At 49.0% G+C, this 724-nt stretch carries 1 protein-coding gene; it reads left to right on the forward strand.

Features of this window, described 5'->3' with window-relative positions; translation table 11 throughout:
- Positions 1-79: 79 nt before the first annotated feature.
- The coding region (locus AACT35_RS10030; protein ID WP_143596799.1) for an IS4 family transposase at positions 80-724 on the forward strand (645 nt) is incomplete at its 3' end.

A 724-nucleotide genomic window follows, 5' to 3' on the forward strand; every position in this document is an offset into this window, starting at 1 on the left:
TCTCAGTACAGGACAAAAACTTGAAAAGGATAGAGGGAGAGGGTTTGATAGGAATTAGAAGATAACCAAGCAAACCCTCATGAGTCAGATTAGCGAAATTCGCGACCAATTGCGACCCCATATTGGATGGCATGGAGCCAGACTCTCCTTCGTTGCGATGTTCCTGATAGCATTATTCCGGGCGAAAACCGTCAATCTCGCCGAACTCGCCACAGTCTGGGGAGGTGACGCCACTGAGGAGTCCAATTACAAGCGCATGCAGCGATTCTTCAAGTCCTTTGAGGTCAACCTGGATAAAATCGCCCAGATGGTGATGAATATCGCGGCTATCCCGCAACCTTGGGTCCTGAGTATTGACCGCACCAACTGGTCATTCGGAACAACGGATTTCAATATCTTGATGCTGGGTGTTGTCCATGAAGGCATCGGTTATCCACTGATGTGGACAATGCTGGAGAAGAAGAAGGGCAACAGCAACAGTACAGAGCGCATGGATTTGTTCGAGCGTTTTGAAATCTTATTCCCCGATGCGGAAATTGCCTATCTTACAGGGGACCGAGAGTTTATTGGTAAGCCCTGGCTGTCATACCTGATGCTGGATAAGCCCATTCCCTTTCGTCTGCGCATCCGTCAGACCGACAAGATTAGCAAAGGTAAAGGACAACCAGCGATTGCGGGAGCTCACTTATTTCGGTCATTGGCCATGGGTGAGACAAGAATCCTG

The organism is Synechococcus sp. BDU 130192 (assembly GCF_963876085.1).
Classification (GTDB): Bacteria; Cyanobacteriota; Cyanobacteriia; order Cyanobacteriales; family MRBY01; genus MRBY01.